The organism is Hymenobacter yonginensis, assembly GCF_027625995.1.
GTDB lineage: Bacteria > Bacteroidota > Bacteroidia > Cytophagales > Hymenobacteraceae > Hymenobacter > Hymenobacter yonginensis.
Genome location: NZ_CP115396.1, coordinates 401,118 through 418,451, shown reverse-complemented (window position 1 = coordinate 418,451; position 17,334 = coordinate 401,118). Strand labels below are relative to the sequence as shown.

Sequence of the window (17,334 nt, the reverse complement as noted above, 5' to 3'; positions counted from 1 at the left end):
TCTGCTTAATCTTCGTCTGAGGATGGAATGCTTACCCAGGCGCAAACAGCAGTCAGCAACGCCACTACCAGCACCACCTGCCACGTAGCGGAGTTTGCCGACTCGGCCGGACTCTCCCGCGACCCTAGCACGAACAAGCCCAGCCACCAGCTACTCAACGCCACCAGCACAGTAGCGGCCACGCTGGGTCGCCGGTCTTTGAGCAACACCACCAGCCAGTACATCAGAAACGCAATGACGAGCGGAACGCCGGCTATCAGCACCACAATGGCCCACAGAATTTCTCCCATGGACGTATGGTTCTTCATGGCCTCGGCCGCACACAGGCGGCTGCCGAGCAGCGCCACGGTCAAAGCAGCTAATCTAGGCCGGGCCATCGTCATGCAACCGCCTAAAATAGCCCGAAAGCTTCGCGCTTGACGGACAGCAGGGCCCGCTCGGTGGGGTCCACTTCGTCGGTGATGAGGCTTTCGAGGATGCGCTTGGCTAGCTCGGTGCCGCGCGCCTGCTGGGGCTGGGGCAGCGTGTGGTAGGCCTTGTTGATGGCCGTCAGGACGTGCTCTTTGGCGGCTTTCACCTCACTCCAGGTGTCGGGGCTCATGTAGAGCTGCTGGCTGAGGTTGTGCTCGTATTCGGCCCGGATTTCCTGCAGCAGCAGCCGATGGTACTCGGGAGCCGTCTGGCCGGCGCTGCTCAGGCGCACCAGCAGGTTACTGGGCGTGATGCGCTCCAGCAGCAGCGTGATGCGCTCGAAGGCCTGCAGGCGCAGCGGCAGGGTGGCCTTGTTGTTTTCGAGGCGCAGCTCCAGCAGGCGGCGCTGCTGCTCCCGGTCGAGGTGCTGCCGGACGAGGTAGAAAATGGAGCCGGCTACCAGCAGCGCCGGCAACAGGGTTTTGAGCAGATCAAACAGGTAAGCGGTGGTATCCATGCAGAATGGGGCCGCCACGCGGGCAGCAGAGGTGAACAAAAACCAGGAAACTACTATGCGCTGCGAAGGTAACCACCCCGCGCAGATGCCGCACTACCCGCCCGGCGGCATTCCGGCTACCCGCCCCCGGCGCCAGCAGAACGGGCTTCGCTGAACCAGCGGCTGACTGCTGCTGTTGTAGCCACAACAAAGCCAGTCCGGCAGTAACGCTACTCCCCCGCCGGCTTCGTATCTTTGTCGCCTTACTTTTCTAAAAACGAACGCACTATGGCAACGGCCGTCTCCACGAAACTTGCTCCCATCAGCCTCACGCCACGCGCGCTGGAAGAGGTTCGGAATATCCTGAACGAGAAAAACGTGCCCGCCGAATACGGCCTGCGCGTGGGCGTCCAGGGCGGGGGCTGCTCGGGCATGAGCTATCTGCTCGGCTTCGATAAGCCCAAAGACCAGGACGAAACCTTCGACCTCGACGGCGTCACGCTGATCATGGATAAAAAGCACGCCATGTACGTGCTGGGTATGGAAGTTGATTTCCAGGACGGCCTCAACGCCCGTGGCTTCATCTTCAGCAACCCCCAGGCCAAGAGCACCTGCGGCTGCGGCTCGTCGTTTTCGGCGTAAGCAACCCTTGGTTTTCTCGCACAAAAAAAGCTCCGGCCCTGCGGCCGGAGCTTTTTTTGTGCCTATTCCGCCGGGGCCAGCAGCGCCAGTACGGCGGCGGGGTCGGCTACTTCCACAATGAGCTGGTTGTACTCGTCGTGTTCCAAGTCGATGATGAGGGCGTTTTCAGCGTTGTGCATGTCCCAGAAGATGCGCTTGTCTTCGTGGTAGAAGGTGCCGGCCGCCAGCAGGCCGGGGATGTGGGTGCCGGGGGCGCGCCAGCCTTTCCACCAGCCTTTCAGCACGTCGGCGTCCTGCCGCACGCTCCGGATGTGGCTGCGCGGAATCAACAGCTGGCTTTTCAGGGCCCAGAGCTTGTGCAGGCCCTGCACGCTGAACAGCACGTCGGGGCCCTGGATGGTTACGTCTACCATGGTTTCAGAAGACTGGATGAGACTGAAAGAACGTTCTTTTCCGGCTTATTCCTCGCTTCATGAAGCCGGCAGCTTCAGAAAGCCAGCTTTTCGCCCTGCACCGGGAAAATCAGGCGCACGCCGAGCGTGTTGCCAGCGGCCAGCTCGCGGCGGATGGTGGCTTCGTGGTCGGCGGTGGGCTTGAGGTGAGTCACCACCACTGGCAAACCCCGCAAGGCAGCCGGCCCCGCCAGCTGGGCCAGCACCGCCAGCTCCTGCCAGAACAACCGCGGCGTGAGGTGGCCGAACAGCTGCTTGTCGGGCTGCTGGTTTGGGTAAGACGCTTCCATGAAAATCCCGCGTAGCTGGCCGGCCTGCAGCAGCGGCGCCACAGCCTGCCACAGTGTGCGCAGGTTCTGGGTTTGCTCCACAGCATCGGCGCCGGTGTCGCCGAGGTAGAGCAGGTAGTGGCGGCCGCTGCGCACCAGAAACGCGGCGCTCTGGAAAGGCCGGCCGTGGCTGAGCGCGTAGGCTGTGGCGTGAAGCGCCGTATTGGCCAGCGGTAGTTCCTGCCCGATAGCAAAAGGCTGCATCCGGTATTTGCCCAGGGCCGGCGCCGCGCCTCCGGGGCCGAAGTTGGGCCAGGCCCGCCAGTTGAAGTAGTCGTTTTGGAGGGTAGCCAGGCAGCCGGGCAGCGCATAGATGGGCTTGGGCGCGTCGTCGGGGGCGTTGAGCAGCAGCCCCGCTACGTGGTCGAGGTGGGCGTGGGAAATCAGGTAGCCTTTGATGCGGCTGCGGATGGCTTCGGCTGCCGGCCCCGGCAGCGCGCGGCGGGCAATGGCCTTTTCCACGCCGGTGTAGAGGCTGCCCGCATCCAGACACACGTAGTCGGTGGAGCCGGCCGCCGCCGCCAGGTACGCCGACAGGTTGCCCTCGCTAAGCCCGCCCTGCACTCCCAGCGGCACTACCGTGAAGGCCGGCTGGGCCAGAGCCGGCCGCAGCAGAAGAAGGTAGGTGGCCGCCAGCAGCCACGCAACGCGCACAGCAGTTTTTTTCATTCGAAAGGGCTGGATAGAGTTGGATTCCCCTGCACACCCCGGCCTTTCTAGCCAACGCTCAGCTCGTGCGGATAGCCGATGGCTTCCAGGTCGGAGGCCAGCTGGGGCCAGTCGGTGAGGTCGGAGTTGAGGGCCTGGGCGGTGGCCTGCGTGAGAGGCTCGTGGCGGTAGAGGCGGGCCACGTCAGCAGTTTCGAGGGGCTCCCGCTCGGTTTCGTCGAGGTAGTACTCGTTGGCCCAGTCGGCGTAGGTGTCGGGGTCGTTGTCGAAGATGTAGAGCAGCTCCTCCGAGCCGTCTTCCTCCTGCTCGACAAGGCCGGTTTGCCAGCCGTGGGCGGGCGTGTACCACACGCAGAACGTGGTACCGATGGAGGCCACCGGCTCGCCGAACACAAACTCGTCGAACACCTCGGGCAGGCCGCGCGTCACCTGCGCCTTTTCGGGCTGGTCGTATTCGGAGAGGAAGCCGTTGATGCAGCAGCCTTCGGGCCGGAACAGCACCAGCATCTGGTCGCCCTCGCCGTCGCTCATCTCAAACAGGGCCTCGTTGTCGTCCCAGGCCGGATTGTAGGTGTAGTAGCGAAACTCTGGGTCGGGCGAGTTGATGGCGTCCAGCGCGGCCAGGGCCTGGCAAAGGCGCTGCAGCGTGGCCGCATCGGGCAGTTGGGTGAGGTCGAGAGTGGAAATCATGGGTCTAGTACGCTGTGTCATTCCGAGTGCAGCGAGGAATCTCGCGTGCTGCTATCTGGTTACCATTGCAACGTCAGCACGCGAGATTCCTCGCTACACTCGGAATGACGTTCCTTTTTGCTGTCAACAGTTAAACAGTTAATACGTCTTGGTCATATCCTCGGGCACCACCAGCAGGAAATCGGCTTTCTGCTGATGCTCCTTTGCCAGCTTGTCGAGGCTGGCCTGCGAGACGGTGCTGAGGGTGAGCACCTTCAATTGCGGGTTCTGCTGGCGCAGGTAGGCCAGAATACCGTCGTGGTTGTCGGAGTGGTAGGCGCCGTTGACGTGGAGCAGCAGGTGGCCGGCGGGGCGGGCCTGCTGCAGGAAATGGGCCATAGTGGCATCTTTGAGGGCCTGGGCCTGAATGATGTTCTGCACGCCGGCCGCGTGGGCCGCGTCGCCGCCGAACATCTTGGCCATGTTCTTATAGCCGGGCAGCTCGTAGTCCACCGTCATCGGCAAAGGTGCCAGCCAAGCTTTCTCTTCGGCGGGCAAGGCCTCCAGCGCCGTCAGGCTGCCTTTGGCTACCTGCGAGGCGTAGCGGCGCGGTACGTTGGTGCCCACCACCCGGAATTTTTGCTGGCGTGCCAGCTGCAGCAGTGGCTTGTAGTCGGTGGCGTAGTTGGGCCAGGGACGGCTGTCGGCCTCGAAGGCTTTGTCGTCCAGCTCGCCGGTGGTGTACTGGTCGACCAGCGGCTGCACGTCGCGCTCAAACATTTCCAGGCCCAGCACCAGCTGGCCCTGGCGCAGGCGTAGCAGGTCTTTGGTGAGCTGCAGCGCCAGCCAGTGCGCCATGGGGTCGTTGTGCTGCTCGCCAAAGAACACCACGTCGGCGGCGGCCAGCTCCTTGAGCATCTTGTCGTAGCCGGCGGGCTTGCCGGCGGCCGTGAACAGGCGGTAGGCCGGCCGGTCCTGGGCCGTGAGGTGGGTGGCGGCCAGCAGCACCAGCAGCAGAGGCAGCAGTAGTTTCGAGGTCATAAGCAGTAGCAGACAAGCCGGGAATCAGGCAAGGCAAAAGTAACCGGAAAGCCCCGGTAGCTGTGAGGCAAACAGCTACCGGGGCTTGTTGTGTTCAGTCAGAATACCCCAAATGAAAGCGGAACCCTACCGGGCTGCCAGGTTTAGCCTTTGTAGAACATCCACTTCGACAGCTCGCGGTAGTTGACTTTCTTGCCGTACATCAGAATGCCCACGCGGTAGATGCGGCCGGCCAGCCAGGTGGTGAAGATGAAGCCCAGCACCAGCAGCACCATGGAGGTGGCCAGCTGCCAGGCCGGCACGCCCCCGAACGGCAGGCGCATGACCATGGCAATGGGCGAGGTAAGCGGAATCATCGACATCCAGACGGCCACCGAGCCGTTGGGGTTGGTGGTGAGGATTGCCTGCGACACCACGAAGGTGAGCACCAGCGGCATGGTCACGGGTAGCATAAACTGCTGGGTATCGGTGTCGTTGTCGACGGCCGCCCCGATGGCCCCGAACAGCGCCCCGTAGAACAGGTAGCCACCCAGAAAATAAAACAGGAAGCAGCCCACAATCAGCGGCACGTTCAGGTCGGCGGCGCGCAGAGCGGCCGTCATCTTGGCGGCTACGTTGGTGTCTTTCTTGGCGGCTTTTTCCTGCGGCGTATCGGTGCTGACCGTGGCCGTGGTCGAACCCGAAGCCATGGCCGTAGTACGGCTCACCCGGTCTTCCACCATCTTCTCGGGGCTCACGGAGCGCGCCATTACGGAACTAATGCCCACGGAAAGCAGCACCCACAGCGCCAGTTGCGTGAAGCCTACGGCCGCAATGCCTAGCACCTTGCCCATCATCAACTGAAAAGGCTTCACCGAGGAAATCACCACTTCCACGATGCGGCTGGTTTTCTCTTCCATTACGCCGCGCATAATCTGCACGCCGTACATGAAGATGAATATGTAAATCAGGAAGCCACAGGCGTAGGCCACGCCCGTGCTGACGCCGGTGCTGGAGCTTTTCTCGCCGTCGTCGCTCAAGCTCACCGTTTCCAAGCTCACGTCGGCCTTGAGTTTGTCAAGCGTGGCGCGGTCGATGCCGGAGGCCGTGAGGCGCTGGTTTTCAATCTGCAGCGACACTGCGCGGTTGATATCGCGCTCCAGCGACACGCCCAGGCCCTTGCGCGAAAACACCTGGAAGCCGCCGGGGTTGGCCAGGTCCTGCTTCGGAATGTAGAGCAGGGCGTCGTGCTTGCTTTTCTTGAACTCGGCTTTGGCCTGAGCCAGGTCGGGCGTGGTCGCCACAAACTGGATGTCGTCCTTGGCCTCGGGCAGCTTCCCGGCAAACAGGTTGCCGGTATCGGCCACCACCACCGTCTTGCCGCTGTCCGACATCTTGGCAATGAACACGGGCACCGCAAACAGCGCCACCGTCAGCAGCGGCCCAATCAGCGACATGATAATGAAGCTTTTCTTGCGCACCCGCGACAGGTATTCGCGCTGAAAAACGAGGAATATTTTATCCATGATGAGTTTCGGTCTTGGGGAGATTCTTGGGGAGAAGTTGGATATGACCTCGGGCTCAGGATGCCAGAACAGCTTCTTCCATCAGTGTTTCGGGCATGGTTTCCTTCACGCGCCGGATGAAAATGTCGTTGATGCTCGGAATCAGCTCCCGGAAGGCGTGCACCTCCACGCTGCCGATGAGGTAGCGCAGCAGGTCGTTGGGCGTGGTGCCGGCGTGCAGCCGGATGACGTCGTAGAAGTGGCCGTTTTCGCGCTCCTTGTGCTCCAGCACTTCAAAATCGGGGTGCGTGACCATGAGCCGGCCACGGCCTTCCACCGCGTAGGTCTGGGTGCGGAACGTGTTCTTAATGTCCTGCACCGAGCCGTCGAGCACCTTGCGCGAGCGGTTGATGAGGGCAATACTGTCGCAGAGCTCCTCCACCGATTCCATGCGGTGGGTACTGAAGATGATGGTGGCGCCTTTCTCACGCAGAGCCAGAATCTCGTCTTTGATGAGGTTGGCGTTGATGGGGTCGAAGCCCGAAAACGGCTCATCCAGGATGATGATTTCGGGCTCGTGCAGCACCGTGGCAATGAACTGCACCTTCTGCTGCATGCCCTTGCTGAGGTCTTCCACGTTTTTCTCGGCCCAGGGCTTGAGTTCCAGGCGCGTGAGCCAGCTTTTGATGCGCTGGGTGGCATCGGCGCGGCTCAGGCCTTTGAGGCGGGCCAGGTACAGCAGCTGCTCGCCCACCTTCATCTTCTTGTAGAGGCCCCGCTCCTCGGGCAGGTAGCCGATCTGGCCGATGTGGCTGGGGTTGAGCTTCTCGCCCCGGATGCGGATTTCGCCGGAATCAGCGGCCGTAATCTGGGTGATGATGCGGATGAGCGAGGTTTTGCCGGCGCCGTTGGGCCCCAGCAGCCCGAAGATACTGCGCTCCGGGATGTCGAGGCTTACGCCGTCGAGGGCGGTGTGCGCGGCGTAGGCCTTGCGCACGTCAATGGCTTGCAGAATGGGAGGCATGGAAGAAAGGTTTGTGGTGCCGTAATATTACACGAATCCGATACAGAAGCTGCTTCTTCTTTTCTCAGGCGGGGGTTCCAGCTACCTGAACCGGCAGAAACAGCGCCCAAACGGGGTTACTCGGTTTCCTCTAGCTCGCGCAGACTAGCTTCCAGCCGGTCGAGGTGCTGGCCGTAGAGGCGCTGCAGGTACCAGCGCGTGAAGGTGCGCGTGAAGAGAAAGGTCAGCAAGCCTACCAGCGAATACACCGCGAGTAGGATTCCCAGGCCCACCCACATTTTCTGGCTGTCCAGCTTTTGTATGATGCGCCCGCTGAGAAACACCAACCCAATTCCCAGCGACACCGGCAACGACCACATAGTAGCCTGAAAATAGATCTGCACCAGCCCACGCAGGCTGATCAACTGGCGCGTTATTGTGTCACGCATAGCGCCGCTGGCGTCGTCAAGGCTGTTAAGCAAGGTCAGTTTTCGCCGAAAATAAAAGCCGCTCAACACGGACATAACAGCTAACCAAGCGGCCATAGCCAGGTAAAAAGAGTCGTGTGAGGTGAATGCAGCCACCAAGCACCAAACCAAGCAGAAGAGTACAAAGCCGATTTCCAGCCACACATTGCGGCGCATCTTGCCCACCGGATTGCTGGAGCCACGGGCCAGTAGCCGAGCCAGTGTATTGGCATCCAGTGAATCGACCGAGGAATCAGCGGCAGCTGGCTGCTTCCATTGGCGGCGAAAGTCATCGAGTTCCATCAGACGGGGCGGGTAAGGTGTTGGCGAATTTTGTCCTGCACGCGGTGCATTTTCACGCGCACGTTGTTTTGGGTGATGCCGAGAATGTCGGCCATTTCCTCGTAGGTGCGCTCCTCCAGATACAGCAGCACAAAGGCCTTGTCGACGTCGGAGAGGCAGTTGATGGCGCGGTAGAGGGCCGCCATATCCTCGGGCTCGTAGTTGGGCGGCTCGGTTTCCTGCGCCAGCTGCAGCGCCTCGCCCTCCAGGCGCAGGGCCTGCGGGCGGCGGGTGCGCTGGCGCAGGTTGCTGATGGCCACGTTCAGGGCAATGCGGTACAGCCAAGTGCTTAACTTGGCGCCAGCCTGCGGCACGTAGTTGGGCCAGGCCCGCCAGAGCTGCAGCACTATTTCCTGGAACAGGTCCTGCCGGTCGTCGGCGTCCGGGCAGTACAGCCGGCACACGCGCCGCAGCAGCGGCTGGTACTCATTCACAACGGCAACAAAGGCAGTAGAGGGTGCAGCAGGGCTCATGCAGGCAGCGGGATTTCAGCTACTATATCGGCAGCCCGGCGGCGGCATTACAGGCAGGCTCCATAAATATTTTTCGGCCGCGTCAGGATTTCGCTGTAATGCTCTGCCACTGCGTGCGATTTATCCGGCAAATCACTTCTTCACCGCCTTGCCATGAAAAAGCCGAATGTAGTTACCGGCGCGATTTTCGGACTCACCGGCCTAATCAGCCTGATTTTCTCTCACGACTGGCTGCAAGCCGGTGCCTGGCTAACACTAGGCGGCGGCCTGTTACTCTCCGACCTGCACGTCCGCTCCGCCGGCGCAGCTGAAGGCAGCACCGCAACCGTTCCTCTGTCGCCGGCGCGCAAATACCTGTCGATGGGGCTAGTGCTGGTGAGCCTGCTGCTGTTCGGGTTTATGGTAGGCCGCGACTTCAAGGCCAGTCAGCACCGCGAAACCAGCACGCACAACGCCCGCTAAGAAGCTGTTCGAGGTAGCGTCGCTGCTGATGTTGTTCGTATGCCATCGTTCAACGACGAGACGCAAAGTATTGCGTCTCTACATCGTACTGGCGGCACAGATTTCAACCTAAGGCAGACACAAAAAAGCGCCTGCCTCCCAAACAGGAAGCAGGCGCCCAATCGTCTACAAAATCCGTGAAATCCGTCTAATCCGGTTAAATCCGTGATTATTGGAAGTACTCCTTCACTTTCTCGAAGAAGCCTTTCTCGTTCTTGCCGGGGTTCGGGGTGAAGTTCTGAGCATTGCGCAGCTTCTCCAGCAGCTCCCGCTCTTCGCCGGTCACGTTCTTCGGGGTCCAGACGCTGAGGTGGATCAGCTGGTCGCCACGGCCGTAGCCGTTGATGTCCTTGATGCCCTTGCCGCGCAAACGCAGGATTTTGCCGGGCTGCGTGCCGGCATCCACCTTAATCTTCACCTTGCCCTCGATGGTCGGCACCTCGATGCTGGCGCCCAGCGCGGCATCCACGAACGAGATGTACTGCTCGAACATGATGTTGTTGCCGTCGCGCTTCAACGACTCGTGCGGCTCCTCCTCAATCTGAATGAGCAGGTCGCCGGGCACGCCGCCGCGCTCCGGGAAGTTGCCTTTGCCGTTCATGCTTAGCTGCATGCCTTCGGCCACGCCCGCCGGGATGTTAATCGGAATAACCTCCTCGTGCAGCTGGCGGCCGTCGCCGTGGCAGACGTCGCACTTGCTGGTCACTACTTTGCCTTCTCCTTCGCAGGTGGGGCAGGTAGAGGCACTCACCATCTGGCCGAGCATTGTGTTCACCACGCGCTTCACCTGGCCTTGGCCGTTGCAGGTGCCGCAGGTTTTGAGGTCGGTGCCGTTTTTGGCGCCGGTGCCCGAGCAAGTGTTACACGCTACGTAGCGCTTCACCTTGATCTTCTTCTCGACGCCGTTGGCCACCTCTTCCAGGTCCAGCTTCAGCTTGATGCGCAGGTTGGAGCCTTTGCGCACCCGCCGCCCGCCCTGGCCGCGTCCGCCGCCGCCAAAGAAGCCCTCGAAGCCGCCGCCGCCGAAGATGTCGCCGAACTGGGAGAAGATGTCCTCCATGTTCGGGCCACCGCCGTTGCCGCCCATGCCCTGGTGGCCGTACTGGTCGTAGCGGGCCTTTTTGTTGGGGTCCGACAGCACTTCGTAGGCCTCAGCGGCTTCCTTGAACTTGTCTTCGGCCGTTGGGTCGTCGGGGTTTTTGTCGGGGTGATATTTGATGGCCACCTTGCGGTAGGCCTTCTTAATCTCATCCGCGGCTGCGTTTTTGGCTACGCCCAGCACCTCGTAATAATCTCGCTTCGCTGCCATTGTTGGTATTGTACTTCGTCTGTCATGCAGAGGCGCAGCCGAAGCATCTCGCGTGCTGACGTTGGGGGAGTTACTATGTCAACGGTGCCATGCGAGATGCTTCGGCTGCGCCTCTGCATGACGACCTTCTCTGGGTTTACTGCCCCAGCACCACCTTGGCGTGCCGGATTACCTTGTCGCCGAGGTAATAGCCGCGCTCCACTTCGTCCACAATCTTTCCTTTCAGGTCTTCCGACGGGGCCGGAATCTGGGTGATGGCCTCGTGCAGGTCGGGGTCGAACGCGCCGCCTTTGGTTTCCATCGGCGTCAGCCCCTTCTGGTTGAGGGTTTTCTGCAGCTTGTTATGAATGATGTCGATGCTTTCGCGCACGGCGTTGGCATCGTCGGTGTCCTTGGTGTGGTGGCGGGCCCGGTCGAAGTCGTCGAGCACGGGCAGCAGGGCCGCCATCAGCTCCTGGTTGGCGGTCTTGAACAGGTCGGCGCGCTCCTTGGTGGTGCGGCGCTTGTAATTCTCAAACTCGGCGGCCAGGCGCAGGTACTTGTCTTTCAGGTCGGCCAGCTCGGCTTCGGTTTTCGAGCCGGGCGCGGCAGCTTCAGCGCCTTCTACCTCCCCTACTTCGGGGGCATTGGGCTCCTGGGTCAGCTCGCCAGCGGCGTGGTCGAATTGGGTATCGTCGGGGTGGTTGGTTTTATCGTCAGCCATCTTCGCTTTAAATCGTCGGAATGGGTTGAATCGGGAGGACATAGGCTGGGAGCGGGTCGCAAGGAGTTTGCCAAAGCCCAAGCGGCTGTCATTGTGGCACAGAAACCCGCCTGCCTAGGCAGTTAGTTCAGTCACTTCCGGTTAGTGCAGGCAAGAACTGGCAGCTTGGGCGCGGGCGTTACTCCTGCTCTTCGTCGGGTTGCGCGGTGGTTTCGGGCTCCTCGCCTTCTTCCTCCTGCTGACTCTGGCGCGTCGCCACGGCCGCAACGGCGCGGTTTTGCTGCAGCGCCTCCCAGATCAGGTCTTTCAACTGCTGGATGTTCTTGTTGGCCAAGCTGGAGATGAATACCGTCGGCAGGTCGGTGGGCAGCGTAGCCCGGATTTCCGCCTCCAGTTCCTCGTCCAGCATGTCGGACTTGGTGATGGCCAGCAGGCGCTGCTTTTCCAGCAGCTCGGGGTTGAACTGCTCCAGCTCGCTGAGCAGCACTTCGTACTCGGCGTTGATGTCCGGCGAGTCGCAGCTGATCATGAACAGTAGAATGGAGTTGCGCTCGATGTGGCGCAGGAAGCGCGTACCCAGGCCTTTGCCCTCGGCCGCGCCCTCAATGATGCCCGGAATATCGGCCATCACAAACGACTTGTAGTCGCGGTAGGCCACTACGCCCAGGTTGGGCGTGAGGGTGGTGAAGGCGTAATCGGCAATCTTGGGCTTGGCCGCCGATACCACGGAGAGCAGCGTGCTTTTGCCGGCATTCGGGAAGCCCACCAGGCCCACGTCGGCCAGCAGCTTCAGCTCCAAAATCACCCACTCATCAATGCCGGGCTCGCCGGGCTGGGCGTAAGCCGGGGCCTGGTTGGTGGCCGACTTGAAGTGGTCGTTGCCCCAGCCGCCGCGGCCGCCGGGCGTCAGGATCAGGCGCTGGCCGTCCTCGGTGATTTCCAGCTTCTTCTCGCCGGTTTCGGCGTCGCGGGCCACGGTGCCGAGCGGCACCTGGATGATGATGTCTTCACCCTGGGCGCCGCTGCGCAGGTTTTCGCCGCCGCCTTCACCGGGCTTGGCAATCAGGTGCTTGCGGTATTGCAGGTGCAGCAGCGTCCAGAGCTGGGAGCTGCCTTCCAGGATGATGTGGCCGCCGCGGCCGCCGTCGCCACCATCGGGGCCGCCGTTGGGCAGGCCTTTAGCGCGGAAAAAGTGGTGCGAACCCGCCCCGCCTTTACCCGAGCGACAGTTGATTTTGACGTAGTCGATGAAATTATTGGAAGCCACTTTCTTCAATTTAAAATTGAGAATTAAAAATTAAGAATCGTTTCCATTCTTACTTCTCAATTCCAGGATGTCTGTAAAACAGCTGTCATCCTGCACATTCCGCCGCAGGAGCGAAATACACAGGATGACAGATGGTTCTGCCACTACCCCAAGCGGGTAGCAGGCGCAAAGTTACGCTTTTACTTCGTCGGTAGCCTGATGGCTGCTTTCGGAAGAGGCGGGCTGGTGCTTCTCGATGATGCCGCAGATCTGCCCGAAGATGTCTTCGATGGCGCCGATGCCGTTGAGGGCATGGAATTTCTGCTGCGCGGCGTAGTAGCCGGCTACCTGGGCGGTTTCGGTATTGTACACCGTCACGCGCTTGCGGATTTTGGTTTCGTCCTGGTCGTCGGGGCGGCCGGAGGTTTTGCCCCGCTCCAGCAGGCGCGTTACCAGCTCTTCCTCGGCTACTTCCAGGGCCACCATGCACGACACCTTAGTTTCGTGCTCGGCCAGCAGGCGGTCGAGGCTTTCGGCCTGGGGCACGGTGCGCGGGAAGCCGTCGAAGATGAAGCCGGCGGCCTGCTTGTTGGTTTGCAGGGCGCTGTCGATCATGCCGATGACCACTTCGTCGGGTACGAGCAGGCCTTCATCCATGAGTTGTTTGGCACGCAGGCCGAGTTCAGTGCCCTGGGAAATCTGGGCACGGAGCAAATCGCCGGTGGAGAGGTGCACCAGATTATAGCGGGCAATCAGCTTCTGGCTTTGCGTTCCTTTACCGGCGCCGGGCGGGCCGAAGAGCACGAGATTCAGCATGAGTTGGGGAGCGAAGTGTTACGCGGAGGAAAGGAAAAGTGGGCGTGTTTCTGAAATATAAGCAACGAATAGGAAAGCCTCTACGGGCGCCAGCGAATTTTAGCTGCGTCCGGGAGCCAATTCAGCTGCCTACGGCCTTGTACACGTCCGGATAATTGCGGCCCAGTCCGTCAAAATCGAGACCGTAGCCGACAATGAAATCATTGGGGATGCTCAGGCCCACGTAGCGGATGGGCAGCTCGTGCTGCAGGCACTCAGGCTTGAGAAACAGGGTGGCCACTTCCAGCGAGGCGGGCTCGCGGGCGCCCAGCGTATCGAGCAGGCGGCGCATAGTGTGGCCCGTATCCACGATGTCCTCGACGATGATGACGTGGCGGCCCCGGATGTCTTCGGTCAGGCCCAGCACTTCCTGCACGGTACCGGTGCTGCTGGTGCCCTGGTACGAGGCCACGCGGATAAAGGAAATCTCGCACGGAACGGCCAGCGCCTTCATCAGGTCGGAGGCGAACATAAACGAGCCGTTGAGCACCGCTACCAGCAGCGGCGTCTTGCCGGCGTAGTCGTGGTTGAGCTGGGTGGCCAGCTGCTGAATGCTGGCGGCCAGCTGCTGTGCCGGCAGGTAGGGCTCGAACTGTTTGTCGTGCAGCGAAATATGGTCCGGATTCATCCGTTTGGGGTTGGGCCGTGGGTGAGCGGGCAGGCAAATGTAGTAGAAAAAAGCCGCCCTCCCGGTGAAGGAAGGCGGCTTACACTGGAGCGTTTCCGGTTTTTCGCGGTTCGCTTTTCGTTGTTCGTGTCCGGATTCTTTCACCGCCGACCCAACGAAAAACCAACCGCGAACTACTAAAAACGCCCCTACAACTGCTTGCGCAACAGCACGAACACGGCTTCCGCAGCGTGGTCGGTGACGTCGGCAAAGCGCACTTTGGGCCGTACGTCCACTTCGGTACGCGGCACCAGGTGGGCCGGTGCCACGCCCCGGTTCGGGGCGGCAATGTGCGGGGCAATTACCAGGCTCACGATGCTCATCAGCTTGATGAGGATGTTCATGCTGGGGCCGGAGGTATCCTTGAACGGGTCACCGACGGTGTCGCCGGTGACGGAGGCTTTGTGGGCGTCGGAGCCTTTGTATTCCATCTTGCCGTCAATCATCACGCCTTTCTCGAAGCTCTTCTTAGCGTTGTCCCAGGCGCCACCGGCGTTGCTCTGGAACATGGCCATCAGCACGCCGCTCACCGTGACGCCGGCCAGCGTGCCGCCCAGCACCTCGGGCCCAAAGGCGAAGCCCACGATGATGGGTACCACCAGCGCAATGGCGCCCGGCAGCATCATTTCGCGGATGGCGGCCTGGGTGCTGATGGCGACGCACTTCTCGTACTCAGGCCGGCCGGTGCCTTCCATGATGCCCGGAATCTCGCGAAACTGCCGGCGCACTTCCTGCACCATAGCCATAGCCGCGCGCCCCACCGCCGAAATAGCCAGGGCCGAGAAGATGAACGGAATCATGGCCCCCACAAACAGACCGGCCAGCACGCGGGCGTTGCTGATGTCGATACTGGTGATGTTGGCCGTGCCCATGAAGGCGGCAAACAGCGCCAGCGAAGTAAGGGCCGCCGAAGCAATGGCAAAGCCCTTGCCGGTAGCCGCCGTGGTGTTGCCGACGGCGTCGAGAATGTCGGTCCGCTCGCGCACTTCTTTGGGCAGCTCGCTCATCTCGGCAATGCCGCCGGCGTTGTCTGCAATGGGGCCGAAGGCGTCGATGGCCAGTTGCATGGCGGTGGTGGCCATCATGCCGGCCGCCGCAATAGCTACGCCGTAGAGGCCGGCGCACTCGTAGCTGAGCACGATGCCGGCTGCCAGCACGAGGATTGGGAGCACCGTGGACTCCATGCCCACGGCCAGCCCGCCGATAACGGTAGTGGCATGGCCGGTGGAGCTTTGGCGCACGATGCTCAGCACCGGCCGCTTGCCCATGGCCGTGTAGTACTCCGTAATGATGCTCATCAGCGTGCCCACAATCAAACCCACTACTACGGCATAAAACACCTGCATGGCGCTGAACGTGACGCCCCGAATTACGAGCGACTCAGTGGGCAGCATCCAGCGGATGATGAAGTAGGAGGCAATGCCCGACACAATGACGGACACGTAGTTGCCCAGATTGAGGGCCGCCTGCACGTTGCCGCCTTCCTTCACCCGCACGCACAGGATGCCAATCAGCGAGGCGATGATGCCCATGCCGGCAATCACCATCGGGAGCAGAATCGGGGAAAGGCCCTGGAACTGGTCGCCGGTGGCCACTACCTCGCGGCCCAGTACCATGGTGGCCAGAATAGTAGCCACGTAGGAGCCGAACAGGTCGGCGCCCATGCCAGCGACGTCGCCCACGTTGTCGCCCACGTTGTCGGCGATGGTGGCGGGGTTGCGGGGGTCGTCTTCGGGGATGCCGGCTTCCACCTTGCCCACGAGGTCGGCGCCCACGTCGGCGGCTTTGGTGTATATGCCGCCGCCCACGCGGGCAAACAGGGCAATGCTTTCCGCCCCCAGCGAGAAGCCGGTCAAAACTTCCAGCGCGGTTTCCATCTCAATGCCATTGGCGCCGCCGCCCTTGCTCACCACAAACAGCTGATAGAACACGATAAACAACGAACCCAGCCCCAGCACCGCCAGGCCGGCCACCCCCATGCCCATCACCGAGCCGCCCGAAAACGACACGTTCAGGGCTCGGCTCAAGCTAGTGCGGGCGGCCTGGGCTGTGCGCACGTTGGCCTTGGTGGCAATCTTCATCCCGATGAAGCCAGCCAGCGCCGAAAACACAGCCCCAATCAGGAAGGCAATGACGATGACGGGGCTGGACTTTTCGCCAGTGCTGCCCAGGTAAAACAGGAATGCGGAGGCAATCAGGCCGAAGATGGCCATCACGCGGTATTCGGCTTTCAGGAAGGCAATGGCGCCGTCGGCAATGTAGCCGGCAATGGTGCGCATTCGCTCGTCGCCGGCATCCTGGCGGCTCACCCAGCCCGAACGGACCCACGTGTACAGCAAGGCCAGGACACCCAACGCGGGCACTGCGTAAAGAACAGTCATCATAGAGCGGTGGTAAGAAGTGGGAGTTTGGTTGGGAATGAGACAATTAGGCGGGTAAAATAGAAGTTATTGCCTAATCCTCAACCTAGCCGTGTCAAATCCGAACTTCTTATTTACCTGCTGACTGGCAGCTACATGTCTTTTCAGCTATTCTTTAAACGCATAAAGCCGCTCCCGTAGTCTGGGAGCGGCTTTCCAGCGCGTCAGGCAGGCTGGTTTAGCGGGCTGCTACAGCTGCCGCATCAGCTCCTGATACAAGGCCAGCATGCTGGCAATGTCGCGCTTGTCCACGATTTCGTCGGGGGAGTGCACGTTGTCTTCGGGGGCGCCGATAAAGCACCAGTCCCAGGGCTGGGCGCCGTGCTGCAGCTCCTTGGCATCGGAGCCACCGCTGCCTTCCACTTCCAGCTGATGCGGAATACCGGCCGCCTCCGCAATGCGCCGAATCCGCTCGACATAGCTGCGGCGCGGAATCAGGGAGTCGCGCAGGGAGATGGCCACACCTTGGCCGGCATGCACGCCTTCCGTCACCCAGGTGATGTCGGAAATCAGGGCCTGCCGCACCCCGTAGGTTTCGTAGATGTGCTTGGCTAGATAGGCCACCGACCCGCCGCCGTGCTCTTCCCAGCAGCTGAACACGATGATGCCATCCTGCAGGGTTTCGCACAGCCGCAACGCATTCCAGACCCCAAGGCGGTTGTCGAGGTAGCAGCTTTGCACGGTGGTGTCCGTCTCGCGGAAGTCGCAGTAATACGTGAGTTCGGTGCCCCGGTCGATGTCGCGGGTGAACTCATACGTGGGTTGGCCCGTTTCTTCATCACTTCCCAACGTGCAGTCAATTTCTCCTTGCGAATCCCGCCCTACCAGCCGAATCCCTTCATCCAACACCGGCCCGCCAATCCGAACCAGCTGGCGGCCATAGCGTACGGTAAAACCGATGCTGTCCAGGTGAGCAAAAACGGCCGTACGGGGCTGGCCAAAAACCAGAATAATACAATCCTGCCATTGCTCGCCGGCCAGCACGGTGGGCTGCGTCTGCCAGCCGGGGCTGGCCGTCTGGATGTAGTTCAGCAAAAACTGCGTGAGGGCTGCCTCATTTCCGGCAGGGGCCGGAATCTGGCAGAGGGTCCGTAAAAGCTCCATGATTGACCTGTTATTTGTCCAAAACTAGGATAAAAGCCATACTTTAGTGTTT

At 61.2% G+C, this 17,334-nt stretch carries 19 protein-coding genes; 2 read left to right on the top strand and 17 right to left on the bottom strand.

Translation table 11 applies throughout. The features are described from left to right. Window positions 1-5: 5 nt before the first annotated feature. Together O9Z63_RS01855 and O9Z63_RS01850 are read right to left on the bottom strand one after the other, a co-directional pair. Entirely contained in the window at window positions 6-383 is a 378-nt protein-coding gene (locus tag O9Z63_RS01855; protein WP_270127569.1) for a hypothetical protein, read from the bottom strand. A gap of 8 nt (window positions 384-391) precedes the next feature. Then, a complete protein-coding gene (locus O9Z63_RS01850; protein WP_270127568.1) occupies window positions 392-967 on the bottom strand; it encodes a DUF7935 family protein in 576 nt (191 codons plus the stop codon). Between the two features lie 228 nt (window positions 968-1,195). On the opposite strand from O9Z63_RS01850, the gene O9Z63_RS01845 reads away from it, so the two are divergent. Next, window positions 1,196-1,549 (top strand): HesB/IscA family protein, encoded by a 354-nt coding sequence (locus O9Z63_RS01845; protein WP_044013828.1) that lies wholly within the window; start codon window positions 1,196-1,198, stop codon window positions 1,547-1,549. A 62-nt stretch (window positions 1,550-1,611) separates the two neighbouring features. Here O9Z63_RS01845 and O9Z63_RS01840 read toward each other — a convergent pair whose 3' ends face one another. From O9Z63_RS01840 to O9Z63_RS01805, 8 genes are all read right to left on the bottom strand, one after another. Next, complete coding sequence (locus tag O9Z63_RS01840; RefSeq protein WP_270127567.1) at window positions 1,612-1,962, bottom strand: hypothetical protein; 351 nt, start codon at window positions 1,960-1,962, stop codon at window positions 1,612-1,614. 74 nt (window positions 1,963-2,036) lie between these two features. Continuing rightward, on the bottom strand, window positions 2,037-2,999 hold the full coding sequence (locus O9Z63_RS01835) for an MBL fold metallo-hydrolase (RefSeq protein ID WP_270127565.1): 963 nt from the start codon (window positions 2,997-2,999) through the stop codon (window positions 2,037-2,039). Window positions 3,000-3,046: 47 nt separating this feature from the next. Beyond that, on the bottom strand, window positions 3,047-3,688 hold the full coding sequence (locus O9Z63_RS01830; RefSeq protein WP_270127563.1) for a hypothetical protein: 642 nt from the start codon (window positions 3,686-3,688) through the stop codon (window positions 3,047-3,049). Between the two features lie 138 nt (window positions 3,689-3,826). Beyond that, window positions 3,827-4,708 carry a ChaN family lipoprotein gene (locus O9Z63_RS01825; RefSeq protein ID WP_270127562.1) on the bottom strand — a complete coding sequence of 294 codons (882 nt, stop codon included), beginning with the start codon at window positions 4,706-4,708 and terminating at the stop codon, window positions 3,827-3,829. Window positions 4,709-4,851: 143 nt separating this feature from the next. Next, window positions 4,852-6,213, bottom strand: coding sequence for an ABC transporter permease (locus O9Z63_RS01820; RefSeq protein ID WP_270127561.1), 1,362 nt, complete (start codon window positions 6,211-6,213; stop codon window positions 4,852-4,854). A gap of 55 nt (window positions 6,214-6,268) precedes the next feature. Beyond that, complete coding sequence (locus O9Z63_RS01815) at window positions 6,269-7,216, bottom strand: ABC transporter ATP-binding protein (RefSeq protein WP_270127560.1); 948 nt, start codon at window positions 7,214-7,216, stop codon at window positions 6,269-6,271. Window positions 7,217-7,332: 116 nt separating this feature from the next. After that, window positions 7,333-7,644 carry a hypothetical protein gene (locus tag O9Z63_RS01810; RefSeq protein ID WP_270127558.1) on the bottom strand — a complete coding sequence of 104 codons (312 nt, stop codon included), beginning with the start codon at window positions 7,642-7,644 and terminating at the stop codon, window positions 7,333-7,335. Window positions 7,645-7,964: 320 nt separating this feature from the next. Next, window positions 7,965-8,477 carry an RNA polymerase sigma factor gene (locus tag O9Z63_RS01805; RefSeq protein WP_270127557.1) on the bottom strand — a complete coding sequence of 171 codons (513 nt, stop codon included), beginning with the start codon at window positions 8,475-8,477 and terminating at the stop codon, window positions 7,965-7,967. A gap of 153 nt (window positions 8,478-8,630) precedes the next feature. On the opposite strand from O9Z63_RS01805, the gene O9Z63_RS01800 reads away from it, so the two are divergent. Then, window positions 8,631-8,939, top strand: coding sequence for a hypothetical protein (locus O9Z63_RS01800; RefSeq protein WP_270127555.1), 309 nt, complete (start codon window positions 8,631-8,633; stop codon window positions 8,937-8,939). A gap of 208 nt (window positions 8,940-9,147) precedes the next feature. Here O9Z63_RS01800 and dnaJ read toward each other — a convergent pair whose 3' ends face one another. The 7 genes from dnaJ to O9Z63_RS01765 form a co-directional block, all read right to left on the bottom strand. Continuing rightward, a complete protein-coding gene (gene dnaJ / locus O9Z63_RS01795) occupies window positions 9,148-10,287 on the bottom strand; it encodes a molecular chaperone DnaJ (protein WP_044013847.1) in 1,140 nt (379 codons plus the stop codon). 136 nt (window positions 10,288-10,423) lie between these two features. Further along, on the bottom strand, window positions 10,424-10,990 hold the full coding sequence (locus tag O9Z63_RS01790) for a nucleotide exchange factor GrpE (protein ID WP_270127553.1): 567 nt from the start codon (window positions 10,988-10,990) through the stop codon (window positions 10,424-10,426). A 178-nt stretch (window positions 10,991-11,168) separates the two neighbouring features. Next, the gene (obgE, locus tag O9Z63_RS01785) at window positions 11,169-12,257 is read right to left on the bottom strand and encodes a GTPase ObgE (RefSeq protein ID WP_270127551.1); all 1,089 of its coding nucleotides are present in this window, start codon (window positions 12,255-12,257) and stop codon (window positions 11,169-11,171) included. Window positions 12,258-12,428: 171 nt separating this feature from the next. Then, entirely contained in the window at window positions 12,429-13,052 is a 624-nt protein-coding gene (locus O9Z63_RS01780; protein WP_270127550.1) for an adenylate kinase, read from the bottom strand. A 121-nt stretch (window positions 13,053-13,173) separates the two neighbouring features. After that, window positions 13,174-13,719: a hypoxanthine phosphoribosyltransferase gene (gene hpt / locus O9Z63_RS01775; RefSeq protein WP_270127549.1), complete on the bottom strand. Its 546-nt coding sequence runs from the start codon at window positions 13,717-13,719 to the stop codon at window positions 13,174-13,176. A 188-nt stretch (window positions 13,720-13,907) separates the two neighbouring features. After that, window positions 13,908-16,142 carry a sodium-translocating pyrophosphatase gene (locus tag O9Z63_RS01770; protein WP_270127548.1) on the bottom strand — a complete coding sequence of 745 codons (2,235 nt, stop codon included), beginning with the start codon at window positions 16,140-16,142 and terminating at the stop codon, window positions 13,908-13,910. Between the two features lie 225 nt (window positions 16,143-16,367). Further along, the gene (locus O9Z63_RS01765) at window positions 16,368-17,282 is read right to left on the bottom strand and encodes a M20/M25/M40 family metallo-hydrolase (protein WP_044013858.1); all 915 of its coding nucleotides are present in this window, start codon (window positions 17,280-17,282) and stop codon (window positions 16,368-16,370) included. Between the last annotated feature and the right edge of the window lie 52 nt (window positions 17,283-17,334).

Bases quoted from the DNA above. Each gene is read 5' to 3' on its own strand.
- O9Z63_RS01855 (WP_270127569.1), bottom strand. From the start codon at position 383: ATGACGATGGCCCGGCCTAGATTAGCTGCTTTGACCGTGGCGCTGCTC.
- O9Z63_RS01845 (WP_044013828.1), top strand. From the start codon at position 1,196: ATGGCAACGGCCGTCTCCACGAAACTTGCTCCCATCAGCCTCACGCCA.
- O9Z63_RS01840 (WP_270127567.1), bottom strand. From the start codon at position 1,962: ATGGTAGACGTAACCATCCAGGGCCCCGACGTGCTGTTCAGCGTGCAG.
- O9Z63_RS01835 (WP_270127565.1), bottom strand. From the start codon at position 2,999: ATGAAAAAAACTGCTGTGCGCGTTGCGTGGCTGCTGGCGGCCACCTAC.
- O9Z63_RS01830 (WP_270127563.1), bottom strand. From the start codon at position 3,688: ATGATTTCCACTCTCGACCTCACCCAACTGCCCGATGCGGCCACGCTG.
- O9Z63_RS01825 (WP_270127562.1), bottom strand. From the start codon at position 4,708: ATGACCTCGAAACTACTGCTGCCTCTGCTGCTGGTGCTGCTGGCCGCC.
- O9Z63_RS01820 (WP_270127561.1), bottom strand. From the start codon at position 6,213: ATGGATAAAATATTCCTCGTTTTTCAGCGCGAATACCTGTCGCGGGTG.
- O9Z63_RS01815 (WP_270127560.1), bottom strand. From the start codon at position 7,216: ATGCCTCCCATTCTGCAAGCCATTGACGTGCGCAAGGCCTACGCCGCG.
- O9Z63_RS01810 (WP_270127558.1), bottom strand. From the start codon at position 7,644: ATGCGTGACACAATAACGCGCCAGTTGATCAGCCTGCGTGGGCTGGTG.
- O9Z63_RS01805 (WP_270127557.1), bottom strand. From the start codon at position 8,477: ATGAGCCCTGCTGCACCCTCTACTGCCTTTGTTGCCGTTGTGAATGAG.
- O9Z63_RS01800 (WP_270127555.1), top strand. From the start codon at position 8,631: ATGAAAAAGCCGAATGTAGTTACCGGCGCGATTTTCGGACTCACCGGC.
- dnaJ (WP_044013847.1), bottom strand. From the start codon at position 10,287: ATGGCAGCGAAGCGAGATTATTACGAGGTGCTGGGCGTAGCCAAAAAC.
- O9Z63_RS01790 (WP_270127553.1), bottom strand. From the start codon at position 10,990: ATGGCTGACGATAAAACCAACCACCCCGACGATACCCAATTCGACCAC.
- O9Z63_RS01780 (WP_270127550.1), bottom strand. From the start codon at position 13,052: ATGCTGAATCTCGTGCTCTTCGGCCCGCCCGGCGCCGGTAAAGGAACG.
- hpt (WP_270127549.1), bottom strand. From the start codon at position 13,719: ATGAATCCGGACCATATTTCGCTGCACGACAAACAGTTCGAGCCCTAC.
- O9Z63_RS01770 (WP_270127548.1), bottom strand. From the start codon at position 16,142: ATGATGACTGTTCTTTACGCAGTGCCCGCGTTGGGTGTCCTGGCCTTG.
- O9Z63_RS01765 (WP_044013858.1), bottom strand. From the start codon at position 17,282: ATGGAGCTTTTACGGACCCTCTGCCAGATTCCGGCCCCTGCCGGAAAT.